Origin of the sequence: Brachybacterium rhamnosum (assembly GCF_039526185.1) — a bacterium.
Lineage (GTDB): Bacteria > Actinomycetota > Actinomycetes > Actinomycetales > Dermabacteraceae > Brachybacterium > Brachybacterium rhamnosum.
In genome coordinates, this window is sequence record NZ_BAAAIS010000002.1 from 809,982 (window position 1) to 828,101 (window position 18,120).

General features: G+C 74.0%; 14 protein-coding genes. 4 read left to right on the top strand and 10 right to left on the bottom strand.

The genetic code is table 11. The annotated features are described in order from the left end of the window. Nucleotides 1-53 precede the first annotated feature (53 nt). The 4 genes from ABD080_RS05615 (at nucleotide 54) to ABD080_RS05630 (ending at nucleotide 7,548) form a co-directional block, all read left to right on the top strand. Nucleotides 54-938, top strand: coding sequence for a hypothetical protein (locus ABD080_RS05615; protein WP_137769530.1), 885 nt, complete (start codon nucleotides 54-56; stop codon nucleotides 936-938). Then, a complete protein-coding gene (lysX, locus tag ABD080_RS05620; RefSeq protein ID WP_343903944.1) occupies nucleotides 935-4,300 on the top strand; it encodes a bifunctional lysylphosphatidylglycerol synthetase/lysine--tRNA ligase LysX in 3,366 nt (1,121 codons plus the stop codon). The genes ABD080_RS05615 and lysX overlap by 4 nt, the downstream gene beginning before the upstream one ends. Before the next feature lie 71 nt (nucleotides 4,301-4,371). Further along, a complete protein-coding gene (locus ABD080_RS05625; protein ID WP_343903945.1) occupies nucleotides 4,372-6,471 on the top strand; it encodes a prolyl oligopeptidase family serine peptidase in 2,100 nt (699 codons plus the stop codon). A gap of 129 nt (nucleotides 6,472-6,600) precedes the next feature. After that, nucleotides 6,601-7,548, top strand: coding sequence for a helix-turn-helix transcriptional regulator (locus ABD080_RS05630; protein WP_343903946.1), 948 nt, complete (start codon nucleotides 6,601-6,603; stop codon nucleotides 7,546-7,548). Between the two features lie 216 nt (nucleotides 7,549-7,764). Here the strand turns inward: ABD080_RS05630 and ABD080_RS05635 are convergent, their stop codons facing one another. From ABD080_RS05635 to dhaK, 10 genes are all read right to left on the bottom strand, one after another. After that, nucleotides 7,765-8,427: a carbonic anhydrase gene (locus ABD080_RS05635; RefSeq protein ID WP_137769534.1), complete on the bottom strand. Its 663-nt coding sequence runs from the start codon at nucleotides 8,425-8,427 to the stop codon at nucleotides 7,765-7,767. Nucleotides 8,428-8,551: 124 nt separating this feature from the next. Beyond that, complete coding sequence (locus tag ABD080_RS05640) at nucleotides 8,552-9,055, bottom strand: glutathione peroxidase (RefSeq protein WP_343903947.1); 504 nt, start codon at nucleotides 9,053-9,055, stop codon at nucleotides 8,552-8,554. 45 nt (nucleotides 9,056-9,100) lie between these two features. Beyond that, entirely contained in the window at nucleotides 9,101-10,732 is a 1,632-nt protein-coding gene (locus ABD080_RS05645) for a cation:proton antiporter (RefSeq protein ID WP_343903948.1), read from the bottom strand. A 203-nt stretch (nucleotides 10,733-10,935) separates the two neighbouring features. After that, entirely contained in the window at nucleotides 10,936-11,448 is a 513-nt protein-coding gene (locus ABD080_RS05650) for a lamin tail domain-containing protein (RefSeq protein WP_343903949.1), read from the bottom strand. Nucleotides 11,449-11,652: 204 nt separating this feature from the next. Further along, nucleotides 11,653-13,470, bottom strand: coding sequence for an ABC transporter ATP-binding protein (locus ABD080_RS05655; protein ID WP_137769537.1), 1,818 nt, complete (start codon nucleotides 13,468-13,470; stop codon nucleotides 11,653-11,655). Continuing rightward, nucleotides 13,467-15,386: an ABC transporter ATP-binding protein gene (locus ABD080_RS05660; RefSeq protein ID WP_343903950.1), complete on the bottom strand. Its 1,920-nt coding sequence runs from the start codon at nucleotides 15,384-15,386 to the stop codon at nucleotides 13,467-13,469. The genes ABD080_RS05655 and ABD080_RS05660 overlap by 4 nt, the downstream gene beginning before the upstream one ends. Nucleotides 15,387-15,586: 200 nt before the next feature. Beyond that, on the bottom strand, nucleotides 15,587-15,934 hold the full coding sequence (locus tag ABD080_RS05665) for a hypothetical protein (RefSeq protein WP_343903951.1): 348 nt from the start codon (nucleotides 15,932-15,934) through the stop codon (nucleotides 15,587-15,589). 56 nt (nucleotides 15,935-15,990) lie between these two features. Further along, complete coding sequence (gene dhaM / locus ABD080_RS05670; RefSeq protein ID WP_137769540.1) at nucleotides 15,991-16,416, bottom strand: dihydroxyacetone kinase phosphoryl donor subunit DhaM; 426 nt, start codon at nucleotides 16,414-16,416, stop codon at nucleotides 15,991-15,993. After that, nucleotides 16,413-17,057: a dihydroxyacetone kinase subunit DhaL gene (dhaL, locus tag ABD080_RS05675; protein WP_137769541.1), complete on the bottom strand. Its 645-nt coding sequence runs from the start codon at nucleotides 17,055-17,057 to the stop codon at nucleotides 16,413-16,415. Before dhaL ends, dhaM begins: the two co-directional genes overlap by 4 nt. A gap of 10 nt (nucleotides 17,058-17,067) precedes the next feature. After that, the gene (dhaK, locus tag ABD080_RS05680; RefSeq protein ID WP_343903952.1) at nucleotides 17,068-18,066 is read right to left on the bottom strand and encodes a dihydroxyacetone kinase subunit DhaK; all 999 of its coding nucleotides are present in this window, start codon (nucleotides 18,064-18,066) and stop codon (nucleotides 17,068-17,070) included. Between the last annotated feature and the right edge of the window lie 54 nt (nucleotides 18,067-18,120).

Here is an 18,120-nt window from a genome sequence, read left to right on the forward strand (position 1 = left end):
GATTGTGCGCCGCCCTCCCTGGAGGTTCCCAGGGGGACGCCTATCGTTGAGCTGTGCTCCTGGGACTGTGCTCCGCCGGCGGCGCCGCCCTCTGCTACGGGATCGGCTCCGTCCTCCAGGCCGACGCCGCCCGCCGCACCACCGCCTCCACGGGCCTCGACCCGCGGCTGCTCACCCGGCTCCTGCGCTCCGGCCGCTACCTGATCGGCGTCGCCGCGGACGGCGCCGGCTTCCTGCTCTCCCTGCTCGCCGTGCGCAGCCTGCCGCTGTTCGTCGTGCAGTCCGTCGTCGCGAGCTTCCTCGCCGTGACCGCGGTGCTCGCGGCCGTGCTGCTGCGCATGCCGCTCGGCGGGCGGGACCGCGCGGGGATCGCCGTGGTCGTCGGCGGGCTCGTGCTCGTCGGAGCCTCCGCCGCCCCGGACCACGCCGTCGCCCTCCCTCCCGCCGGGGATCGGGCCGTGCTCGGGGGCGCCCTGCTGCTCGTCCCCGCGGCGATGGTCGTCGGCCGCGCGCCCTGGCATCGCGGCGCCGCCGGGCTCGGGGCCGTCGCCGGTCTCGCCTTCGGCGTCACCGCGATCGCGAGCCGCGTGCTGCCCGGCCCCGCCGGCCAGCCGCCCGGCCGCTACCTGCTCACCCTGCTCACGGACCCGAGCAGCTACGCGCTCGTCCTCGCCGGGGCGCTCGCCCTGCTCACCTACTCCACCGCCCTCCAGCGCGGCTCCGTCACACGAGCCACTGCCCCGCTCGTCGTGGGCGAGACGCTCGTGCCCGCCCTCGTGGGCGTGATCGCGCTGGGCGACCGGCCCCGCCCGGGCTGGGAGTGGGCGGCGATCCTCGGATGCCTCGCCGCGAGCGCCGGGGCCGTGTCCCTCGCCCGGCACGGCGAGATCGAGCCCGACCCCGCCCCCGTCGGCCCCGACCGGAAGGACCCCGCATGACCGGCGTCGACCCCACCGCCGGGCGGACCGGCGCCATCCGCCGCAGCCCCTGGCATGCGCTCGACGACCGCTGGCCGGACCGCTTCGCGAGCGTCATGCTGCTCGCCGCCGTCTTCAACCTGCTGGTCACGATCGTCCCGCCGTGGCACCGCTTCTTCGACCGGCCGGACGACCCGGTCTCCGCGCTCGCGATCCCCGTCGTCCCCAGCCTCATCTACACGGCCCTGCTCGTGGTGCTCGCGGTCGCCCTGCGCCGCCGCCTCCGCGCCGCCTGGTGGCTGATCCTGATCTGGTGGGTGGCGATCCCGCAGCTGGGCCGCCTGCTCGAGCTCACCGAGGCGACGGGGCCGATGCTCGGCCGCGGCCGCCACGTTCTCCCCGAGATCGGGCTCCTGCTCGGGCTGCTCGTCATCGTGCTGCTGCTGCGCTCGCGCCGGCAGTTCACCGCCCGCCGCGTCCCCGGCAGCCTCCGCGCCGCCGCCGCGCTGTTCCTCCTGGGCGGCGCCGCCCTGCTCGGCGGCGGGGCCTGGCTCGTCCAGCACGCCGGCCGCGCCGACTCCTTCGGCTCGGCCCTGGGCTTCGTGCTCTCCCGCATGCTCGCCGACGTCGGCCGCTTCGAGGCCGTGCAGGCGGTGCACGCCCCCTGGTGGGTGCACGGGCTCGTCAACCTCGTGGGCGCCGTCGTCGTCCTCGCCTCCGCGCTGCTGCTGTTCCGGCCCCCGCGCGCCGCGCAGGAGCTGCCCGCGGCCGACGAGGCGCGCGTGCGCACCCTGCTCGCCGCCCACGGTGAGCACGACTCGCTCGGCTACTTCGCGACCCGCCGCGACAAGGCGATCGTCTGGGACACGCAGGACCCGTCGCAGGCGAGGGCCGGGATCTCCCACCGCACCGTGGGCAGCGTGAGCCTCGCGAGCGGCAACCCCGTCGGGGACCCCGAGCGGTGGCCGCAGGCGATCGAGGCCTGGCGCGCCCACGCCCGTGACCAGGGCCTCTCCCTCGCCGTCATGGGTGCCGGCGAGGCGGGCGGGCGCGCCTATGCCGAGGCCGGGCTCGTCGTCTACGACATCGGCGACGAGGCCGTCCTGGACCTGCGGGACTTCAGCCTCTGCGGCCCCGCCATGCGCGGCGTGCGGCAGGCGGTGCACCGTCTCCGCGAGCGCGGCTACACCACGGCCGTGCGCCGCCACGCGGACCTCACCCCCGAGGAGGTCGCCGCGATCGAGGACGGCGCCGCCCGCTGGCGCGGCGACGGCGGCGAGGAGCGCGGCTTCTCCATGGCGCTCGGCCGCCTCGGCGACCCGCTCGACGGCGACTGCCTGCTCGTCGAGGCGCGCGACGCCGACGGCACCCTGCGCGGCGTGCTCTCCTTCGTGCCCTGGGGCCGCACCGGCGCCTCCCTCGACCTCATGCGCCGCGACCCCACCGCGCCCAACGGCCTCATGGAGCTGCTGGTCACCGCCATGGCGGAGCAGGCGCCCGGGCACGGCGTGGGCCGGCTGTCCCTGAACTTCGCCATGTTCCGCGAGGCCTTCGAGCGCGGCGCGGAGATCGGAGCGGGGCCCCTCGCCCGGCTCTGGCGGCGCGGCCTGCTCGTCGCGAGCCGCAGCTGGCAGCTCGAGTCCCTCTACCGCGCGAACGCGAAGTACCGTCCCGCGTGGGAGCCCCGCTACCTGTGCTTCGAGTTCGCCTCCGACCTCCCCCGGGTGGGCGTCGCCGCCGGCACCGCGGAGGGCTTCCTGCGCCCCCTCGCCCTGCCCGGCGCGGGCCGCCGTCGGACCCCCGAGGAGGCGCTCACGAGCGGCGGCGAGGAGCGCGCCGCCGCCGTCCGGGCCCTGCTGCCGCCCGAGGAGGACCCGCTCGAGGCGGCGCTCGCCGGGCGCCGCGTGCCCGAGCAGGTGCGGGTGCGCCTCGCGAAGCTCGAGGCCCTCCGCGCCGACGGCGTCGACCCCTACCCCGTGGGAGCCGAGCGCACCGCGACCCTCGCCGGGGCGCGCGCCGCCGCGGAGGGCCTCGGACCGGACGCACGCAGCGGCACCGAGGTCGCCGTCGCCGGGCGGATCCTGCGCCGCCGCGAGCACGGCCGCCTCGTCTTCGCGACCCTCCGCGACGGCAGCGGCGACCTGCAGGTCCTCCTGGGTGACGCGGCCACCCCCGAGGCATGGGCGCTGTGGCGGCGCCTCGACCTCGGCGACCAGATCGCCGTGCGCGGCGAGGTCATCACCACCCGCACCGGCGAGGTCACCGTCGAGGCGCGCACCCTCACCCTCACCTCGAAGGCGCTGCGCCCGCTGCCGGACAAGCACCACGGCCTCGCCGACCCCGAGGCGCGCGTGCGTGACCGGGCCGTGGACCTCGTGGTGCGGCCCGACGCCCGCACCACCGCCCACCGCCGCGCGACCGTCGTGCGCAGCGTGCGCGACACCCTCCACGCGCTCGGCTTCACCGAGGTCGAGACGCCCGTGCTGCAGACCGTCCACGGCGGCGCCTCCGCCCGTCCCTTCGAGACCCACATCAACGCCTACGACCTCGACCTCTACCTCCGCATCGCGACCGAGCTGCACCTCAAGCGGCTGCTCGTGGGCGGGATGGAGCAGGTCTTCGAGATCGGCCGGCAGTTCCGCAACGAGGGGGCCGACGCGACCCACAACCCCGAGTTCACCTCGCTCGAGGTGTACGAGGCGTACAGCGACCAGCACGGCATGCGCCGCCTCACCCAGCGGATCATCCAGGACGCCGCCGAGGCCGTGCACGGCCGCCAGATCGGCCTGCGCACCACGAGGGACGGCCGGCTCGAGGAGTTCGACCTCTCCGGCGACTGGCCCGTGATCCCCCTCGCGACCGCCGTCTCCCGCGCCCTCGGCGAGGAGGTGGACGCCTCGATGCCGGCTGCGACGCTCCACGCCCACGCCCGCGCGATCGGTCTCGAGCTCGACCCGCGCCTGGCCGCCGGCCCCGTGCTCGAGGAGCTCTACTCGGCGCTGTGCGAGCACACGACGACCACGCCCGTCTTCTACTGCGACTTCCCCCGCGAGAACGCCCCGCTCGCCCGCCCGCACCGGGACGACCCGCGGCTCGCCGAGAAGTGGGACCTCGTCATCCAGGGCACCGAGCAGGGCACCGCCTACTCCGAGCTCATCGACCCCGTGGACCAGCGGCGTCGCCTCGTCGCCCAGTCGCTGCTCGCCGCCGCCGGGGACCCCGAGGCGATGGCCGTGGACGAGGACTTCCTGCGTGCCCTCGAGCTCGGCATGCCGCCCACCGGCGGGATGGGCATGGGCATCGACCGGCTCGTCATGAACCTCACCGGCCTGCCGATCCGCGAGACCATCCTCTTCCCGCTCGTGCGCCCGCGGGGGCGGTGAGCGGGGACGCTCGCGAGCGACGCCGCCGGCCGTGTCCCGACGGGTGTGCGCCGCGTCATACGCTGGCCCTCATGACGACGACGCTCCCCTTCGGCACCTGGCCCTCCCCGATCACCGCCGAGCAGATGGCCTCCGGCGGCACCCGCCTGGGCGGCGCCCAGCTCGTCGGCGACGAGATCTGGTGGACCGAGGGGATCGCCACCGAGGGCGGCCGCATCGCGATCGTCCGCTCGACCGGCTCCGGAGCGGAGGGCGCGGCCCCCGAGGTCGTGCTGCCCGCCCCGTACAACGCCCGCTCCCGCGTGCACGAGTACGGCGGCTCCGCCTGGACCGCGGTGCCCGCCGGGTTCGGCGACCACGGCGACGCCGACGACCACGACTCCCACGAGCCGCCACTCGTGCTCTTCGTCGACTTCGCCTCCCAGCGCGTGCACTCCCTGGTCCCGGGGCACGAGCCGCACCCGCTGACCCCCGTCGGCCCCGAGGTCCCCTCCGCCCACGGACCCTCGCTGCGCTGGGCGTGCCCCACGCCCGTCACGCTCGAGGACGGCACCCGCGAGGTGTGGTGGATCTGCGAGGACCACACCGGCGGCGCCGACGGTCCCCGCACCGACGCCGACGGCGCCCCGCACGTCGAGCGGTACATCGCCGCCGTGCCGCTCGACGGATCCGCCGCGGAGGACCCCGCCGCGATCCGCCGCGTCACCCCCGCCTCCCGCTTCGTCGCCGCCCCCGCGCTCAGCCCCGACGGCACGCGCCTCGCCTGGATCAGCTGGGAGCACCCGCAGATGCCGTGGGACGGCACGCTCCTGCACGTCGCACCGCTGATCGACGGGCAGGCCGGCACCGGGGAGATCGTCGCGGGCGCGACGGACGTCTCCGTGCTGCAGCCTGCGTGGCTGGACGAGGACACCCTGCTCTACCTCGCCGACGACTCCGGCTGGTGGACCCCGCAGCGATGGAGCGCCGAGGACGGCGCCCGCCCCGTGCTGCCGGGCGGGTCCCCGCACGCCGAGCGCGAGTTCGCCGGGTCCCTCTGGATGCTCGGCACCATCTGGATGCACGTGCTCGACGCGGACCGGGTGCTCGTCCAGCACGGCCGCGACGCCGACGCCCTCGGCGTGCTCACCGTGAGCACGGGCGTCGTCACGGACCTCGACCAGCCGCTCACCCTGATCTCCTCGATCGCGGTGGGGGAGGGCGGCCTGCTCGTCATCGGCGGCGCCTCGCCCACCGCGTTCCCCGCGCTGCACACCGCGCGCCTCACCCTCGATCCCGCCCCCGCGCTGTCCCCGCTGCAGGTGCTGCGCTCCTCCCGGCAGGACGCCCCGGACCCCGCCGCCCTCCCCGCCGGGGAGAGCATCGAGGTGCCGCTCGCGGGCGGCGGCGTGGTCCACGCGATCGTCTACCGGCCCCGGCAGGACGGCTTCGCCGGGCAGGACGGCGAGCTGCCCCCGTTCATCGCCCGCGTCCACGGCGGCCCCACCTCGCACGTGCCGCCCGTGCTGAGCCTGCCCGTCGCCTACTACACCTCCCGCGGCCTCGGTGTCGTCGAGGTCAACTACGGCGGCTCCACCGGCCACGGCCGCGCCTACCGGGACCGCCTGAAGGGCCAGTGGGGAGTGGTCGACGTGCAGGACACCGTCGCCGTCATGGAGCACCTGGTCAGCGCCGGGATCGCCGACGGCGCGCGGCTCGCGATCGAGGGCGGCAGCGCGGGCGGCTGGACCACCCTCGCCTGCCTCACCCGCACCGACACCTTCGCCGCCGGCGTCTCGAGCTTCGGCGTCGCGGAGCTCGAGTCCTTCCGTAGCGACACCCACGACTTCGAGTCCCGGTACATCGACGGGCTCGTCGGCCCTTACCCGGAGCGCAGGGACCTCTACGTCGAGCGGGCGCCGCTCAGCCACGTCGACGAGCTCGAGTGCCCCGTGCTGCTCCTCCAGGGGGACGAGGACAGGATCGTGCCGCCCAGCCAGTCCGAGATGTTCCGCGACGCGCTCGCCGCGAAGGGCATCCCGCACGCGTACCTGCTGTTCGAGGGGGAGCAGCACGGCTTCCGGCAGTCGGCGACGATCATCCGCGCCACCGAGGCCGCGCTCTCCTTCTACGGGCAGGTGCTCGGCTTCACCCCGCTCGACGTGCCCGTGCTGGACCTCGACCGCGGCTGAGACCGGCAGCGGTCCCCCAGCACGAGCGCCGCGAAGGGCACCGGCACGGGCAGCCCCGTCGGAGGGGTGTACCGGCAGGGCACCGCAGGGGTGCCTCCCGGACGCAGGAGGGGACCTACCCTGGCGTGCATGGACAACCGAGCCGAGGTCCGCGAGTTCCTCATGACCCGCCGTGCGAAGGTCACGCCGGAGCAGGCGGGGCTGCCGAGCATCGGCGCCCGGCGCGTGCCCGGACTGCGCCGCAGCGAGGTCGCCGTGCTCGCGGGACTCAGCGTCGAGTACTACGCGAAGCTCGAGCGCGGGCAGATCACCGGCGCCTCCGCCTCCGTCCTCGACGCGCTCGCCCGCGCACTCCAGCTCGACGAGGTGGAGCGTCGCCACCTGCAGGACCTCGCCCGCGCGGCCGACGGCACCGCCACCGCGTCCCGCCGCCGCCGGCCCCGCCCCGGGGCGCGGGCCGGCTCCCGACCGGCGCTGCAGTGGATGCTCGACGGGATGACCGGCTCGGCCGTGTTCGTCCGCGACCCGTACCACCGCATGATCGCCGCGAACCAGCTGGGCCGTGCCTTCTACCTGCCGGTGGTGGGTGAGGCGGGGCTGCTCGCCCTGCCCGAGGGCGTGCACGCCCCGAACCTCGTGCGCTTCCAGTTCCTGGACCCCGCCTCCCGCGACTTCTACCCGGACTGGGAGGCGTTCGCGCGGATGGGCGTGGGCGCCCTGCGCGTCGAGGCGGGCAAGGACCCGCACGATCCGGTGCTGCAGGAGCTGATCGGGGAGCTCTCCACCTGCTCCGAGGACTTCCGACGGCTGTGGGCCGCGCACGACGTCCACGCCCACAGCGCCGGCACCAAGCGCTTCGTGCACCCCGTGGTGGGGGCGCTGACGGTGCGCTTCGAGCAGATGGAGCTCTCCGCGGATCCGGGGTGCAGGCTCATCGCCTACACGGCGGAGCCCGCGACCGAGGCCGCGGAGCGCATGAGCCTGCTCGCGAGCTGGGCGGCGACCCGCGCCGAGGAGCTCCGCGAGCACGGGGCCGCCCCCGCCCCTGAGGGCGCGGACCCGACCGTGCCCTCCTGAGCCGGGCGGTCGGCCGCGGGGCTTCGCCGCTCGGCCGCCCGCCGCTCGCCCACCTCTCGCTCTCCCGCCGCCCGGGTGCCCGCCGGCCGCCCGTCGATCCCCCCGCGCCACGCCCGCTGCCCGTCGACCGGATGTCCGTTTGCGCGCGGTGGTTCCGTTCGTGGAACTCAGGCACGCGAACGGACAGGGGTGGCCGGGCCGAGCCCGGCCCGGGCCTCAGGCGCCGATGTCGAGCTTGCCGACCGCCGTGATCGGGGCGACGCGGCCCTCCTCGAGCTGGTACTGGCAGCCCACGATGCCGAGCTCGCCGCGAGCGACGGCGTCGCTGATCACCCGCGAGGAGCGCATGAGCTGGTGGATCGTCTCGTCGAGGTGGCGGCGGCCCACGGCGTCCGCGTCGATCCGCGCCGGGTCCACGTAGGGGCTGAGCCGCTGGGTGGCGAGCCACTCCTGCTGGACCGCCGGCTGGATCAGCTCGAGCTCGCGGCGGATCGCCGGGGTGGTCTCCGAGGGGTGCGCGGTGGTGAGGTCGATCGCGGCCTTCACCGCGCCGCAGGAGCCGTGGGCGAGCACGACGATCACGGCGACGCCGAGGCTCGAGACGGCGAACTCCATCGTCGCGACGGTGTTCTCGTTGGCGATCTGGCCGATGTTCCGCACCACGAACAGCTCGCCCAGGCCGCAGTCGAAGAGGATCTCCGCGGCGACGCGCGAGTCGGAGCAGCCCAGGAACGCGGCGTCCGGCGCCTGGAACTCGGTGAGCTCGCTGCGGCGCGCGGCGTCCTGGTCGGGGTGGCGCACCTCGCCCCCCATGAAGCGCTCGTTGCCTGCGGCGAGGTCGTCCCACGCCTCCTGCACGCTGACGCGAGGTGTCGCCATGAGCTCTGGTCCTTCCGGTCGAGGTGGTGCTGTCTGCCCTAGGACAGTACGCCGCACGGGCGGCAGGCCGGCGCGGCGTCCGCCCCGGCCGCCGTGCGGGCGGCCGGGGGGTATGACGCAGGTCTCAGGCCTGGGCGGCGAGCGCCTCCCGGATCGGCTCGGCGAGCTCCTCCGGGGTGACCGTCGGCTCGAAGCGGGCGATGACGCGGCCCTCGCGGTCCAGCAGGAACTTCGTGAAGTTCCAGGGGATGTCGGCGGCCTCGATGTGCTCGCCGGCCGGGGTCTCGTGCGCGCCCGTCAGCCACTGGTACAGAGGATCGGCTCCCTCTCCGTTGACCTCGATCTTCGCGTGCATCGGGAAGGTGACGCCGTAGCCGGTGGAGCAGAACGTCGCGATCTCCGACTCCGTGCCGGGCTCCTGGTGGCCGAACTGGTCGCAGGGGAAGCCGAGCACCGCGAGGCCCTGCTCGGCGTAGGCCTCGTGCAGGGCCTGCAGCCCCTCGTACTGCGGGGTGAGGCCGCACTGGCTGGCGGTGTTCACCACGAGCACCACCTTGCCGAGGTGCGCGGAGAGGTCGGTGGGGGAGCCGTCGAGGGTGGTCGCGGAGAAGTCGCCGAGGGTCGTCATGGCCCCATCATGGACCTCCTCGCCGGGAGGCCCCGCAGGTGGGGCTCAGTGCTTGCCGCGCAGCTGCGGCGGGGCCGCGAGCATCTGCAGGTCCAGCTGGCGCAGCACGGTGTCCGCCGCCTCGGGGTCCACGCCCGGCTCGGAGCGGGCCTGGAGGACCTCGGCGCGGGCGGCGTCCAGGCCCACGGTCTGCGCGGCGACCATGAGCTCGCGGCCGCGGCGCAGCTTCTTGCGCTTGGCGAGCATCTGCTGGTGCAGCTCGGGGTCCACGGGCGTGCCGTCGGGGTTCATCGCGACCACGGCCTGCGTCGAGGTGTCGAGCTCCTTGCGCAGGCCTTGGAAACGCTGCTTGATCGCGGCGAGCTGCTCCGGGGTGATCTCCTCGGAGTTCTCGAAGCGATCACGGATCGCCTCGATCGCCGCGCCCTGGGCGCGGGCGGTGAGCTCGCGGATCTCGCCCATGGTCACGGTGCCGTCGTCCTGCAGCTTGAGCGCCTTCAGCAGCGGGCCGACGCCGAGGCCCGTCGGCACGAGCGTCACCAGCAGCACCGCGCTCGCGACGATGACGACGAGGTTGCGGTGGTCGCCCACCGCCTCGGTGTTGGGGATCGCGAGGGCCAGGGCGAGCGTCGCGAGGCCGCGCATGCCGCACCAGGTGAGGACGACGGAGTCCTTCCAGGAGAGGTCGTCCCCGCCGTCCTTGCGGGCCACGGGCCGGATCAGCAGCATGCCGATCGCGCGGACGACGATCACCACGGCGCAGACGGCCGCCGCGATCGGCACGTAGTCCAGGACCCCCATGCCCTCCTCGGCGACGGCGTCCCGCAGCTGCATGCCCATGAGGCCGAAGGCGATGCCGGTGACGAGCAGGTTCGCCACGTCCCAGAAGGTCGCGCGGGAGATGCGGGCCTCGGAGTCCTCCGCGCGGGCGCGGCGCTTGGTCTCCAGCGCCGTGACGACGACCGCGATGACGCCGGAGGCGTGCAGCTCCTCCGCGGCGATGTAGGCGGCGAAGGGGACGACGACGCTCATGGCGGTGCGGGCCGCGGTGGTCGTGACCATGCGGGAGGCGAAGCGGTAGCCGAAGCCGAGGGCGAAGCCGATGCCCACGGCGATGATGGCGCCCACGAGGAAGTCGACGACGAGGCCCACGCCCAGCGAGGCGCCGCTGTCCAGGGCGGAGAGTGCGGCGGTGAACAGCACGATCGCGACGGCGTCGTTGAACAGGCCCTCCGTCTGCAGCATCGACAGGAGGCGGCGGGGCATCTTCGCGGGCCCGGCGACGGCCTCCACGGCGACCGGGTCCGGCGGGGCGACCATCGCGCCGAGCATGACGGCGAGCGGCAGGGCGATCCCGGGGACGAGCAGGGACACGGTGCCGGCCACGAGCGCGGCGGTCACCGCGGTGAGGCCCACGGCGAGGGCGAGCAGGGTGCGCCAGCGGGAGATGAACACGGACCAGTCCGTCTTCTGCGCGGTCGCGAACAGCAGCGGCGGCAGCAGCAGCGGCAGGATCAGGTGGGCGTCGATCTGCAGGTGCGGCAGGCCCGGGATCGAGGCGATCGCGCTGCTCGCGAGGAGCATGAGGATCGGGTACGGCAGCCGCCACCGTTCACCGAGGGCCACGCACACCACCGTCACTGCGAGCAGTCCGACGACGAGGGCGAGGGTGGTCATGCGGCGGTCTCCTGGGCTCGGCGGCGTGCGGCGCGCATCCCCGGCCGAGGCTGCGTGGCGCCGGGGGAGAGGAGACGCGGGTGCGTGTCCAGAATATCGCGGCATGCCCGGGAGCTGTCCGGGAGCCGGGTCCACGACGGCCGACGGGCCGGCGTCCGTCTCGAGGACGGGCGCCGGCCCGTCGGGCTGACCGAGGTCGGGGGTCAGCAGTAGGCGGTCGTGGAGGACGTGCGGACGTACGTCTTCGTCGCCTTGTGGCTGCCGCCGCGGTACGTGCAGGACTCCAGGAGCTTGCCCGTGGAGGTAAAGGTGCGGGCGGTGTCCCCGGTGTTGTTCCAGATGTACGAGGACGTGTTCCAGTACAGGGTGGAGGAGGAGTTCTTCCCCTTGCCGGACCTGATCGTCACGGACTTCCCGGCGCCGAGCTTGAAGCCCTGGGGGAAGGTGAACTTCTGCGGGCCGTTGTCGCGCACGGTGTAGCCGGTGAGCGTGAGCGTGGTGCGTCCCGTGTTCTTCAGGACGATGTACTCCTTGGTGTACCCGGAGTTCGTGGACTTGTCGGTGCCCGGCGGGTCGTAGTACACGGAGACGATGTCGAGGGGCTTCACGGTCGCGGCGTCCGCCGCGGGGGCGATGGCCATCGGTGCGGCGAGGGTCGCGGCGGCGAGGAGCGCGAGGAGCAGGATCCGGGCGCGGCCGGAGAGGGCGGTGATCACAGAGGACTCCAGGAGGACGGCCGGCGGCTGCGCCGGGCGACGACGGGGTGGGTGTACGGCTGGAGCCGTAGCGACGGTGAGGTCCGTCGGGCAGCAGGAATCTACACGTCGGATCCGTCGTGGATGCGCGTTTCCGCCCGATGCGACGCGCCTCACCGTCCGGGAGGGCGGTGAGGCGCGTCCGTGCTGGTCAGCGGGCTGCGGTCAAAGCGAGTCCTGCCACGCCTGGTGCAGTGCGGCGAAGCGGCCGCCCGCCGCGACGAGCTCCTGCGGGGAGCCGTCCTCGACAACCTCGCCGCCGTGCACCACGAGCACCCGGTCCGCGATCATCACCGTCGTCAGGCGGTGCGCGATGATCAGCGAGGTGCGGTGCCCGAGCAGCTTCGTGAGCCCCTCCTGCACCATCCGCTCGCTCGGGATGTCCAGCGAGCTGGTCGCCTCGTCGAGGATCAGCACGCGCGGGTCCGCGAGGAACGCGCGGGCGAAGGAGATCAGCTGCCGCTGCCCGGCGGAGACGCGGCCGCCGCGCTTGTTCACGTCGGTGTCGTAGCCGTAGGGCAGCTGCTCGATGAAGGAGTCCGCGCCGATGGCCTTCGCCGCCGCCTCGATCTCCTCGCGGCTCGCCCCCGGCCTGCCGAGCGCGATGTTGTCCGCGACGGTGCCGGAGAACAGGTACGCCTCCTGGGTGACCATGACGATGTTGCGGGTGAGGTCCTTCATGGAGATGTCCCGCAGGTCCACGCCGTCGAGCTTCACGCTGCCCTCGGTCGGGTCGTAGAAGCGCGAGATGAGCTTCGCGACCGTGGACTTGCCGGCGCCCGTCTGCCCCACGAGCGCGACCGTCTGCCCTGCGGGGATGTGCAGGTCCATCGGCCGCAGCACGAGCGGGCCCTGCGGCGTGTAGCGGAAGGAGACGTCCTCGAAGTCGATCCTCCCGGAGGACTGCGGCAGGGGCGTCGGCGCGTCGGACTCCTTGACGTGCGGCTGCTCCGCGAGGAGGTTCGCGATCTTCTCGAGCGCCGCCACGGCGGACTGGAACGCGTTGTAGAAGTTCGCGATCTCGTCGACCGGCTGGAAGAAGCGCCGCGAGTAGAGCACGAGCGCGACGAGCACGCCCACCTGCAGGTCGCCGGAGAGCACCCGGAAGCCGCCCACGACGAGCACCGCCGCGATGGTGACGTTCGCGAGCACGCGCAGCGAGGGCTGGTAGATGCCGAACACCTGGATCGAGCGCAGCGACGCGTTGCGGTAGTCCATCGCGAGCGTGTCGAAGCGCTCCTGGTTGCGGTCCTCCTTGCGGAAGGCCTTCACCGCGCGGATCCCGGCCATCGCCTCGACGAAGTGCACGATCAGCCGTGCCGAGTGGGTGCGGATCGCGCGGTACTCGACGGAGGAGCGGCGCTGGAACCACAGGGTGAGGAGCAGGCAGGGGACGAGCATGAGCAGCATGACCACGCCGGTCACCCAGTCCATCGCGACGATCAGCACGATCGTGAACACCATCGAGAGGAACGAGCCCACCATGATGTTCACGCCGGAGTCGAGCAGCTCGCGCAGCGCCTCCATGTCGCTCGTCTGGCGGGAGACGATCCGGCCGGAGGTGTAGCGCTCGTGGAACTCGAGGTCCTGGCGCTGGGTGAAGCGGAAGACCTTCCGGCGCAGCGCGAGCAGCATCCGCTGGCCCACGACGACGGACTGCTTCACGTAGCCGTAGGTGAGCACGCCGCCCACGATCGCGCAGGCGATGTGGAGGGCGGCCGCCTGGATCGCGGGCACCGAGTTCCCGGCCGCGAGCGCGGGGATGCCGTGGTCGATGCCCCAGGCGATGATCGCCGGGCCGGCGACGACGGCCAGCTGCGCGACGACGACCATGACGGCCATGACCGCGAACTGCCCCTTCACGGGGGAGACCAGCTCGCCCAGCAGGGTGAGGGAGCGCTTGCGGGAGGCCTTCGCCTCCTCCGGGGTGAGGTCCTTCTGCTCGTCGTCTCCCGCGCGGTCGCGGGTCGCGGTGGCGGTCATCGTGCGCCCTCCGGCTCGGTCTCGGACGTGCTGGTGCCCTCTGATCCGGGTGGGCCGTCGGCCGCCTCCCGGGTGTCCCGCGCCTCCTGCGCCTCCTGGGCGCGCTGGATCTCGCGGAGGTCGAGCTCGCCGGTGAGCGCCTCGATGTCCTGGTCGCGGCGCGTCTCCTCCTCCTGGTTCGCGATCACCCAGCGGTAGCGGGCGCTCGAGGCCATGAGCTCGGTGTGCGTGCCGACGGCGACCACGGTGCCGCCGTCGAGCAGGGCGACCCTGTCCGCGAGGGCGACCGTCGAGGTGCGGTGGGCGACGATCAGGGTGGTCGTGCCCTCGAGCACCTCGCGGAGGCGGCCGGTGACCGTCTCCTCGGTGCGCGTGTCGAGCGCGGAGAGCGGGTCGTCCAGCAGCAGCACCGCCGGGCGGGCCGCGATCGCGCGGGCCAGGGCGAGGCGCTGGCGCTGACCGCCGGAGAGGCTCATGCCCTCCTCGCCGATCCGCGTGTCCACGCCGTCCGGCAGCTCGTACGCGTAGGTGGCGTCCGCCGTGCGCAGGGCGAGGTGCAGCAGCTCCTCGGCCGCCTCGTCGGAGAGCGCCGGATCCGCGCCGAGCAGGACGTTGTCCCGCACCGAGTCGGAGAACAGCGTCGCGTCCTCGAAGGCGACCGCGGTGAGGGTGCGCAGGTCCGGGAGGGCCAGGTCGCGCACGTCGACCCCGTCGATCCGCACGCGCCCCTCCGTCACCTCGTACAGGCGCGGCACGAGCTGCAGCAGTGTCGACTTGCCCGAGCCGGTGACGCCCACGAGCGCCATCGTCTCGCCCGGGCGGATCTCGAGGTCCACGCCGTCGAGCACGTCCTTCACGTGGCCGGGGGCGTCCTCGTAGCGGAAGTGCACGCCCTCGAAGCTGACGGCGCCGCGCGCGGCCGACGTGTCCACGGCGACCGGGCTCTCCGGGGAGGTGATCGTGTTCTCCTCGTCCATCACCTCGTAGTGGCGGTCCAGCGCGGTGGAGGCGTTGACCATCTGCCCGAACAGCATGCCGAGCATGCGCACCGGTCCCACGACGAGGGTCGCGGTCGCGAAGTAGCTCGCGAGCTGGCCCACGCTGATCGAGCCGCCCGCCACGAGGTGCAGGCCCACGAACAGGGCGATGCCGAGCGCGAGCTCCGGCAGCATGAACATGAACATGTCGAAGCGCGCCATGGAGGTCGCCTTGCGCACCTCGGTGCGGCGCAGCTCCTCCGCCTGCTCGGTGAACCCCTCGAGGGCCGACGGGCCGCGGCCGAAGGCCTTCAGCACACGGATGCCCTGCACCGACTGCTCGATGGTCGTGGCGAGGTCGCCGTTCTGGTCCTGCGAGAGGCGCGAGAGCACCGAGAACTCGCGGTGGAAGCGGTAGGCGATGACCGTCACCGGCACCGCCGCGAGGAAGAAGATCAGCGCGAGCAGCCACGAGGAGCGCACCAGCAGCACCATGCCGACGACGATCGTCACCGACGTCGTGACCAGCATGATCATGCCGAACGCGATCCAGCGGCGGATCGTGTTGATGTCGCTCATCATGCGCGAGAGCAGCTGGCCCGAGCCCCATCCGTCGTGGAAGGAGACGGGCATGTGCTGCGTCTTCGCGTAGAAGCGGACGCGGATGTCCTTCTCGACGAGCGTCGAGGGAGCGACGGCGAACACGCGCCGCAGCCAGATGAGGGCGGCCTCGACGAGGCCGAGGGCGAGGACCACGGCGCCGCCGGTCCACACGGTCGCGGAGGCCGCGCCGACGTGGAGACGGTTCACCACGACCTCGAGCACCTGGGGGATGCCCAGGGCGACGAGGGAGGCGGTGAGGGCGCTGAGGAGCCCCAGGTAGAGACGGAAACGGATCGGGCGGACCGTCTGCCAGAGACGGCTCATGGTGCCGAGCATGGGGCGTTGCATCCTTGCGGAGGAGCGGGGGTCCCGGACGGGAAGGGGAGGGGGTGGGGACCGGAGACTTAGCCTAGTCAACGATTCCCACGAGGGACAGGACATATCGCGGATGTCCCGGGGGATGAGATGTCGTGCCGCTCCCCGCGCTCATGCGACCGGGCCCGGGCTCAGTGCCCGGCCCGGTGCCACGGCTCCGGTCAGGAGGCGGTGCGCTCCCACTCGCCGTAGGCGGCGTCGGAGAGCACGGCGGAGGCGCCCGCGGCCGCGGCGGTCACGGTGAGCACGGCCGGCCAGGAGCCGATCTTCTTGGCGAGCGGGTGCGAGAGGCCGAAGCCGAGCACGTAGGCGGCGCCGAGCACGGCGGCGGTCGCGGGGCCGCGGCGGGCCAGCCAGGTGCGGCCCGCGTAGAGGCCGGCGGCGCCGAGCACCACACCGCCGAGCGGCCGGATCCCGGTCTCGCGTGCGGTGACATAACCGCCGATCAGGCCGACGGCGACGATCGGTGCGGTGCGGACGGATTCGGCGGACTTCAGCGCGGTGCTCATGCGCCCGAGCCTACGCCGGGCGGGGCCGCGGGCCTCCCAGGTCCCGGGGCGGGTCCTCAGGACTCCAGCTGCATCCGCTTGGCCTCCGCGGCGAGGTCCGCCTGCCCCGCGACGTCCTCGAGATCGGCGCCCGTGGAGGCGGTGACGGCGGCGCCCACGAGGCCCTCGACGAGCGGCGCCGCGCTCAGCCGCACGCGGCCGGCGAGCTCCGGGTCGAGCATCTCGACGGCGAGGTGGGCGGACATGACGGCGCTGCCGAGGTCCATGAGCACGAGCACGCCGTGGTCGTCCGCCGCGCTCTCGATGGCGGCGGCGATCGCGGCGGCGTCGGTGCCGAGCGCGAGGCCGTCCGGGGCGCTCGGGTCGGCGACGCCGGCCGCGATCGCGATCTCGGGGCCGTCGCCGCGCAGCATCTGCGAGGCGAGGTCCACGGCGGCGCGGGCGAGCGGCGCGGAGTGGGAGACGACGACGATGCCGGTCATCGACCCGCCTCCCCGCTGACGGCGTCCGCGAGCGCCTGCCACAGCAGCACGGTGCTCGCGGCGCCGGGATCAACGTGGCCCACGGAGCGCTCGCCGAGGTAGGAGGCGCGGCCCTTCGTCGCGGTCATCGGGGCGGTGTCGTCCCGGCCCTGCGCGGCTGCCGCGGCGCCGGCGGCGACGGCCGCGGCGAGGTCGTCGCCCGCGCCGCGGAAGGCCTCGAGGGCCGGGGTCCAGGCGTCGAGCATCGTCTTCTCCCCGGGGGCCGCCTTCCCGCGGTCCGCGACGCCCTGCACGCCCGCGGCGAGCGCCTCGCCGAGGGCCGCGGCGTCGAGGGACGCCGCGCCGCCGGTCGCGCCGGCCAGGCGGAGGAAGAGGGTCCCGTAGAGCGGGCCGGAGGCGCCGCCGACGGTGGAGACGAGCGTCATCCCCGTCTTCTTCAGCAGCGCGGCCGGGTCCGCGAAGTCGCCCGCGTCGAGCGCCTCGACGACGGCGCGGAAGCCGCGGGACATGTTCGAGCCGTGGTCCGCGTCGCCGATCGCGGCGTCGAGCTCGGTGAGCTCCGCGGCGTGATCGGTGAGGAGGGCGGCGGCGCGGCGCAGCCAGTCCTCGAGCTCGGTGGTGGTCAGCGCAGTCGTGGTCACGGGGCCTCCCTCAGAGTCCGCGTCGCAGGGCCGGGGTGGAGACGGGAGCGTCCCACAGGGCGGTGAGCTCCTCGTCCAGGCGCAGCAGGGTGATCGAGGCGCCCGCCATGTCGAGGCTCGTGATGTAGTTCCCGACGAGCTGCCGGCTGATCTCGACGCCGGCCTCGGCGAGGATCTCGTGGGCGTCCTTGGCGAGGATGTACAGCTCGAGCAGCGGGGTGCCGCCCATGCCGTTGACGAAGAGCAGCACGGGCCCCTCGCCGGGCAGCTCCGCGAGGATCGGATCGAGCAGGCGGCGGGCGACGTCCTTCGCGGGGACGAGCGTCGAGCGGTGGCGGCCGGGCTCGCCGTGGATGCCGATGCCCACCTCGATCTCGTCCTCGCCCAGCTCGAAGCTCGGCTTGCCGTTCGCGGGGACGGTCACGGAGGTGAGCGCGACGCCCATCGAGCGGGCGCGCTCGTTGACGCGGGTCGCGATGGCGGTGACCTCGTCGAGGTCGCGGCCCTCCTCGGCGGCGGCGCCCGCGATCTTCTCGACGAGGACGGTGCCGCCCACGCCGCGGCGGCCCGCGGTGAAGGTGGAGTCCTCGACGGCGACGTCGTCGTCGGTGATGACGCTGCGCACCTCGGTGCCGGACTCGGCGGCGGCGAGCTCCGCCGCCATCTCGAAGTTCATGACGTCGCCGGTGTAGTTCTTGACGATCTGGAGCACGCCCACGCCGCGGTCCACGGCGGCGATCGCGGCGGCCATCTGGTCCGGCACGGGGGAGGTGAACACCTCGCCCGCGCAGGCCGCATCCAGCATGCCGCGGCCCACGAACCCGCCGTGCAGGGGCTCGTGGCCGCTGCCGCCGCCGGAGATCAGGGCGACCCTGCCCTGCTCCTTGGGCTCGGCGCGCAGCAGCACGCGGTGCTCGAGGTCGAGCGTGAGGGCGTCGGGGTGGGCGAGGGCCATGCCCTGCAGGGCGTCGACGACGACGTCGTCGACGGCATCGATGAGCTTCTTCATGCCCGCCAAACTACCCGCGAATGTGGCCGCCGTCACCAGGTGGGAGGCCCGGGT

Bases quoted from the DNA above. Each gene is read 5' to 3' on its own strand.
- lysX (WP_343903944.1), top strand. From the start codon at position 935: ATGACCGGCGTCGACCCCACCGCCGGGCGGACCGGCGCCATCCGCCGC.
- ABD080_RS05625 (WP_343903945.1), top strand. From the start codon at position 4,372: ATGACGACGACGCTCCCCTTCGGCACCTGGCCCTCCCCGATCACCGCC.
- ABD080_RS05630 (WP_343903946.1), top strand. From the start codon at position 6,601: ATGGACAACCGAGCCGAGGTCCGCGAGTTCCTCATGACCCGCCGTGCG.
- ABD080_RS05635 (WP_137769534.1), bottom strand. From the start codon at position 8,427: ATGGCGACACCTCGCGTCAGCGTGCAGGAGGCGTGGGACGACCTCGCC.
- ABD080_RS05640 (WP_343903947.1), bottom strand. From the start codon at position 9,055: ATGACGACCCTCGGCGACTTCTCCGCGACCACCCTCGACGGCTCCCCC.
- ABD080_RS05645 (WP_343903948.1), bottom strand. From the start codon at position 10,732: ATGACCACCCTCGCCCTCGTCGTCGGACTGCTCGCAGTGACGGTGGTG.
- ABD080_RS05655 (WP_137769537.1), bottom strand. From the start codon at position 13,470: ATGACCGCCACCGCGACCCGCGACCGCGCGGGAGACGACGAGCAGAAG.
- ABD080_RS05660 (WP_343903950.1), bottom strand. From the start codon at position 15,386: ATGCTCGGCACCATGAGCCGTCTCTGGCAGACGGTCCGCCCGATCCGT.
- ABD080_RS05665 (WP_343903951.1), bottom strand. From the start codon at position 15,934: ATGAGCACCGCGCTGAAGTCCGCCGAATCCGTCCGCACCGCACCGATC.
- dhaM (WP_137769540.1), bottom strand. From the start codon at position 16,416: ATGACCGGCATCGTCGTCGTCTCCCACTCCGCGCCGCTCGCCCGCGCC.
- dhaK (WP_343903952.1), bottom strand. From the start codon at position 18,066: ATGAAGAAGCTCATCGATGCCGTCGACGACGTCGTCGTCGACGCCCTG.